The 6930-nt window shown below is 45.4% G+C and carries 4 protein-coding genes and 1 pseudogene; all 5 read right to left on the minus strand.

The window, feature by feature from the left end:
• Positions 1 to 98 precede the first annotated feature (98 nt).
• Positions 99 to 2318, minus strand: coding sequence for a DNA translocase FtsK (locus Q0620_RS08995; RefSeq protein ID WP_366125033.1), 2220 nt, complete (start codon positions 2316 to 2318; stop codon positions 99 to 101).
• A 183-nt stretch (positions 2319 to 2501) separates the two neighbouring features.
• Complete coding sequence (locus Q0620_RS09000; protein WP_005870289.1) at positions 2502 to 3746, minus strand: type II secretion system F family protein; 1245 nt, start codon at positions 3744 to 3746, stop codon at positions 2502 to 2504.
• Positions 3743 to 5491 carry a GspE/PulE family protein gene (locus Q0620_RS09005; protein WP_177389147.1) on the minus strand — a complete coding sequence of 583 codons (1749 nt, stop codon included), beginning with the start codon at positions 5489 to 5491 and terminating at the stop codon, positions 3743 to 3745. The genes Q0620_RS09000 and Q0620_RS09005 overlap by 4 nt, the downstream gene beginning before the upstream one ends.
• 5 nt (positions 5492 to 5496) lie before the next feature.
• On the minus strand, positions 5497 to 6036 hold the full coding sequence (locus tag Q0620_RS09010; RefSeq protein ID WP_297923674.1) for a hypothetical protein: 540 nt from the start codon (positions 6034 to 6036) through the stop codon (positions 5497 to 5499).
• A pseudogene (locus tag Q0620_RS09015) lies at positions 6033 to 6930 on the minus strand (hypothetical protein); the annotation flags it as partial. The pseudogene Q0620_RS09015 and the gene Q0620_RS09010, both read right to left, overlap by 4 nt.

Raw genomic sequence — 6930 nt, forward strand, 5'->3', positions numbered from 1 at the left:
CTATCGATATAGACCCATCAAATTTTAAAAATTCTGGCACCTATAAATCCAATAAATTTCAAAATTTCGCCGCTTAAATTTCATCGAAATTTTAAAGCTTACTTGATTATGTCGCGCTGACCTTTAGCGTTGATCTCGCTTAAAACGCCCATCTGTTCGAGCTGCTCGATGATCGTCGCGGCGCGGTTGTATCCGATACGCAAGCGGCGCTGCAGGTAGCTGATCGAGGTCTTCTCCTCCTCCAAAACGATCGCCTTAGCCTCGTCGTAAAGCTCGTCAAGCACGATATTTTGCGGATTGATTATGCCGCCTTCTTGCTTGGCGCCCTCGTTTTCGATCAAAAATCGCTCGTCATAAACGACGCTTTCTTGCGCCTTTAAAAATTCTGTGATCTTGTTGATCTCATCCTCGGTCGTAAACGGTGCGTGCAGGCGGATGAGGCCCGGCGCGGTAGGCGGCGTAAAGAGCATATCGCCCCGCCCAAGCAGGCTGTCCGCGCCCATCTGATCTAAAATCACCTTGCTATCGACCTTCGAACCCACTCGGAAGCTGATGCGGCTAGGCAAATTCGCCTTTATCAGCCCCGTGACGACATCCACACTAGGGCGCTGCGTCGCTACGATGAGATGGATGCCGCTGGCGCGCGCCATCTGCGCCAGACGCGCGATGTAGTACTCCACGTCCTTGCCGCTCGTCATCATCAAATCTGCGAGCTCGTCGATGATAACGACGATGTAAGGCAAAATTTCGCCGCCCTCGCGTAGCATCTTTTCGTTGTAGTTGTCGATGTTTTTCGTCCTGTTTTGCGCCATGAGCGAGTAGCGCTGCTCCATCTCGGCTACAAGGTTACTTAGCGCGATGATCGCCTGCTTAGGCTGCGTGATGACGGGTGTTAGCAGGTGCGGGATGTCGTTGTAGATGCTAAACTCGAGCATCTTCGGATCAATCATTATTAGGCGCAGGCTCTTGGGCGAGTTGCGATACAAAAGGCTAAGCAGCATGGCGTTGATGCCCACGCTCTTGCCGCTTCCCGTGGTGCCTGCGATGAGAAGGTGCGGCAACCTCTTAAGATCGGTGACGAATGGCTGCCCCACGATATCCTTGCCAAGCACGATCGTAAGCGGGCTGGAGGCGCTTTTAAACACGTCGCTTTCTAAAATTTCGCGCAGATAGATCGTATCGATATTTTGATTCGGTATCTCGATACCCACGACGTCTTTGCCAGGAACCGGCGCCTGGATACGGATGGTCTGCGCCCTAAGAGCCATCGCGAGATCGTCTTGCAGCGTGAGAATTTTACTTACCTTGATGTGCGCGGCAGGGCGAAACTCAAATGTCGTAACGACCGGACCCGAGTAGGTCCGCACCACGTCGCCGTCGATCTTAAATTTACGCAGCTTATCGAGCAGGTCGTAAATTTTACGATCGATCTCACTCTCGTCGATATTGCTTTTCTTTTTCGGCGGCAGGTTTAAAAAATCAAGCGGCGGCAGTTTAAAATCCTTGGGCTTAGCCACCCTGCCCTTATCGAGCTGATCCAAAAGCCTTTTATTTTCGGCGACTTCGCTTAGGCGCTCGACCCTTTTTAGCCTGCTCGGCTTTCCCTTTTGCGGCATTTTAAGCTCGCGCGCTGCGGAAGTTTGCAGACCCTGCGCGTCACCGAAATTCTGCTCATTTTCAGGCTCGCGAGTATCGTTTAAATTTTGTAAATTTCGCTCATCTTCAAAACCACGCCCGCTTGCACCTTGCTCCGCAAAACCGCTCTGTCTCGCCGAACTGTCTTCTACGCTCAAAGTGTTATTCGAAGCGTTAAAATTTTCCGCACCTCTCAAGCCTTGCGCAGACGAATACCTTGCAAGCCCGCCCCTTTGCGCTGCATCCGTATCGCTAGCGAAATCATCTCCAATTCCATCCTGTGAGCTTTCGTCTCTTGAGCCAATAAAGCAGTTTTTGATGATGTCGGTAAAACGATCTTCGAATATAAGTACTAGCGAAAGCACAAAAATCGTAATATTAAAAATCCACACGCCGACGCTTCCGATCATTCGCCTAAGCCCGTCCACCGCGAAGCTACCAACTGCTCCGCCGCTAGCGCCAAAGAGACTCGACTGCACCATCAAAATGGTAAAAAACAGCAAAATCGCGCCGATGCTAAACTCTAAAAATCTAAAATTAAAGCCGCTAAAATAGCGATACGCCACGAATGCAAGCGCCAATAAATAGAGCGGATAGATATAAGCGAAGTAGCCGAACAGCCCGATATTAAATGAGCGAATGGCGTTACCCGCGCTGCCTACGAGCGCAGAATCGGGCGCAATGGTGGCAAGTCCAAAAAATATTATGATAGCCGATATGACGATAAAATATACTTCTTTGATTATGATAGATCCTTAAATTTAAAGCGGTATTTTAGCCAAATGAAGGTTAAAATTTTATTTGAAGGATGAAATTTTAATGCTTTGATAAAATTCCGCGCCCTCGCAGGCGCGGAATTAAAGGGGTTAGTTTTTGACGGCTTTGCCCAGATCCCACATAGGCATGAAGATACCCAGAGCCAAAAGAAGAACCATGCCCGCCATAAAAAATAGCATGATCGGCTCGACGTAGCTTGAGATATTATCGATGATATCATCAAATTTCTCTTTATAATAATCCGTGACGTTACCGAGCATCTTATCGAGGTTACCGGCCTGCTCGCCCGCGCTGATCATCTGAATAAGCATACTCTCATAAAGCCCTGTATTGTTAAACGCCTCTGTTAGGCTCACGCCTTGCTGCACGGCAATTTTAACGGTAGAGAGTTTCTCTTTTAAAGTATGATTATCCACCATTAAAACAGATGTATCCAGCGCATCAGCGATAGGAATACCCGCTCGCACAAGCTCTGTAAAAATAAGCATAAATCGCGACATCGTAGAGAAAAATATGATCTTACCAAATAGATAGACCTTTAAAATCGTCTTGTCAAAGCCCTTTTTAAACTCAGGATTATTGCGATATGCCCATCTAAGAGCTATGATAGTGCCTATAATGCCTGCTAAAACAAAAATTCCATAATTATTAAGCGTGCTTTCGATACCAAGTAGAATTCTAGTAGGTAGTGGCAGATCCGCGCCTAAATCCTCAAAAATCTCACGGAATTTTGGCACAACATACATCATCAAAACCGAAAACGCAATCGCCATAACGATCATAAGGATCATAGGATAACGCATCGCCTTTTTAAATTTACGCTGGTTTTCCCAAAGCTCTTGAAGCATAGCGGCAAGCTTGGCTAGAGACTCTGCCATATTACCGGTTGCTTCGCCCAGACTTACCATCGCAACGACGACATCACCGAGCTGTCCTCTAAATTTCTCCGTAGATTCGGTCAAGCTAAGACCTGCGTTAAGATCGTCGTTCATCGCGCTGAAAATTTCTTTTAGCGTCTTATCCTCTGCCGCCCTTGCAACCTCTTTGATCGAGTCGTGGATTGAAATTCCGGCATTTGTCATAACCGAAAGCTGACGGATCGACGCTACTAACGGCAGTGTTCTAACTCTTCCGCTACCACCTAGCATGCGCGAAACCTGCGCCTTAAAATCGCCGCCCGTATTCGCTACGACTTGGGTTTCACCTCTTTTTACGATCGTCCCGCCTACGCGCTGCTTCATGAGGTTGTTTGCTTGCACCTTATCGCTAGCTTGCAAAAACATCTTCCTTCTTGCGCCCTTGGCGTTGTATTCAACTTCTAATTGCTTTTTCATTGTTTAGCCACCCTATAAATTTCTTCTATACTAGTTACTCCGCGCGCAGCACGTATAACACCGTCTTCAAACATATCTATAAAACCCTCCTCCTTCGCTAAGGCTCTCATATCGTCCTTTGAGCCGCCATTAGCGATCAAGCTCTGCATTTTATCGGTAATAGGTAAAATTTCACTAATCATCTCACGCCCCATATAGCCCGTCTGACCGCATTGATCGCAACCTACGGCCTTAAAAAATGTGTATTTTTCAGGCAAGAATTCCTTCAGCTGATCAAGCATCGATTTAGGCAGATTCGTAGGCTGCTTGCAGTGCGGGCAAAGCTTTCGCACGAGACGCTGTGCCTCTACTGCAATGAGCGCACCACTTATTAGGTAGGCCTCTATACCCATATCCACTATTCGCGGGATCGCACTAACGGCGTCGTTGGTGTGTAGGGTCGAGAAAACCAAGTGTCCAGTAAGAGCAGCCTGGATCGCGATCCTAAGGGTCTCTTGATCACGGATCTCACCGATCATTATGATGTCGGGGTCTTGTCTTAAGATCGAGCGCAATGCTGAAGCAAAGGTAAGACCCGCTTTTTCGTTAACTTGGACTTGTTGGATTAAATTTACTTGATACTCGACCGGATCTTCTACGGTAATGACCTTAGTATCGATATTTTTAATATCGTTTAGCGCCGCATATAGCGTCGTAGACTTACCGCTTCCCGTAGGTCCGGTAACCAAGATAATACCATATGGAGCCTTCATAGCGTTATTAAATTTCTTAAAGCTATCAGGGTGCATACCGAGCTTTTCCAGACTTATGATAACCTTGGATTTATCTAGGATACGCATAACGGTAGATTCGCCATTGATAATAGGCAGTGTCGAAATACGAAAGTCGTATTCGCGACCTGAAATTTTCATACTAAACCTACCGTCCTGCGGCTTACGGCGCTCGGCGATATCCATATTTGAAAGTAGCTTCAATCGGCTTACTAGCGGTGGATAGATATCCTTATCAAAGATAAAAATTTCAGCGAGCATTCCGTCGATTCTGGTACGTACGACGCAGTTATTCTCGGTAGGCTCGATGTGAATATCACTACCGCGCATCTTAATAGACTGACTAATTATCATCTCAATGAGCTTCAAAATCGCCGAGGTATCATCGCTGCTTCCGCTACCGCCGGTGTTGGCGAGCTCTTTGCGGATCTCCGCTACGAGCCCTTTAATGCTCTCTGAAAGCTCAAGCTTAGATAGATATTTATTTACCTGATTTGGATCGGCTACTACGATTTTAAGCAGCTGTTTGCTAAACATAGCCTGCGCTTTATCTTGCGACTCAAGATTAAACGGATCAGAAAAAGCAACGTAAATATTCAGATCATCCGCTTTAACCGGTATCACGCCGTATCTTTTAAGCTGTGCGGTAGGAGTGCGTTCCGATAGCCTGAAGTCTATATCGATATCATCTAAATTCATATACGACAGGTTCATTTTCTTGGCTAGAATTTGCAAAAATTCCTTTGGATCCATCGAAAATTTTTCGCTTATATCGTCAAATGCTATCTGACGACGCTTGTACAGCTCAACTAAAATTGAGCAAAAATCATCCTGGCTTAGATAGTTATCTCCGACTAAAACCTCGCCTAGCGTCAAGCCAATATCCATCTTGTCCTTGATTTCCGGAACAACGGTGCTAGTAAGGATATTGTTTCGTATTAAAATCGCAACGATCTGCTCTTCAATCTTCGTCATCGCGATCACCAATAAATTTTAATCGAGCTAAGCTTATCGCCAGTATAAATTGCAATTACCATCTTTTTTACCTCTTCCTCTTCTTTGATAAAAAGCTCGGCGCGCTCGCCGTTTTCTAGGGTAAAGACATACGTATCACTCTTTTTTACGTATGCTCTCTCCGTAAATTTATCAAAAATTTCAGACAAAATGTAATTGATCTTAGGCGTGCGTATATAGCTAATATCCACGCCATCGCAAAGCGCCAAATAAAGCATCTTTTTTTGAAAAATTATGGTCGAATAAAGAGAAGCGTTCTCGCGAGCCTCTTTGGTTTTATAAAGCATCACCGTAGGCACTACAAGCTCGTTTACTTTGTCCATCTTCAGACACGCCTTGGCATACATATTTGCAAGTGCCTCGCTTTGTTCTTCAATGAATAAATTTCGCACGCTTTCTTGGCAGATACGGTTATACTGACCGATCTGATCCCAGTTGCGCACGTCATCGGCGCTAACTGCAAATAACGACGCGATCGCAAAAGCTAAAATATATAAAATTTTCATAGTTTATCGCTTCTTATCTTTGAAATGAGGTTAGAAATTTCGTTATTTTTCGCCTTTGCGTTAAAGGTCTCAAGAGCGTAAAGCGCGTCTTCTTTACGACCCTTTTTATAATTGGCTTTAGCAAAAATTATCCAGCTGGCGACGTTGTCCTTATCAAGCTCATTTGACGTAAGAGCCCATTTGATCGCATTATCGTAGTCTTTCTTATTATACGCTTCTTCGGCTAGCGATAGCGAATACTCAATCTTATTCGTCGCGTAAAATTTGCTCTCCAAGCTCTGCTTATCTTCGCTTAAATTTGAAGTTTTTATCTCAATTCTGGAACTTAGCGGAGCGCTACTTGCGGTATTTGTAGAACCTCCAGAGAAATTTGATTTAGGCGGCAATGGAGCGCGTCCAAAATCGATAACCTCATTTTTAGGTGGCTGATTTGCGAAAGCTGCGTTATTGGTATTAGGCACATTAAATGTAGGAGCATTTTGATTGCCAAAATTCTGATTGCCAAAATTTTGACCGCCGAAATTTTGCGCCTGAGCCTGCCCGCCATAGTTTCCGCCATTTTCGTAATTATTGGTTATCTTAAACCCACCGGAATCCTCGCTGGATAGCACACCCACGTCGTTTAAATTTAAGCTTGGGCGTTCCTTTTCGTGTTTAGAGGTGTGGGCAACTTTCGGCGCGCTAATGTTGTAATCCTCTTTAGAGATATTATTTTGCACTGCAAGATCTGCCGCCTGCTGCTCGGCATCATTAGCAGAATTTGAAGCACCGCCCTTGTCCTCAATATTTTGATTGATACTTGCCATGCTGACGCTATCACTATCTTTAAGCAGCCAGAATATCGCTCCGATCGCAACCGAGATCAAAATTAAAAGCCCTAAAATCGTCTTGTCA

It is taken from the genome of uncultured Campylobacter sp., assembly GCF_938017615.1.
In the GTDB taxonomy this organism is placed as follows: Bacteria; Campylobacterota; Campylobacteria; order Campylobacterales; family Campylobacteraceae; genus Campylobacter_B.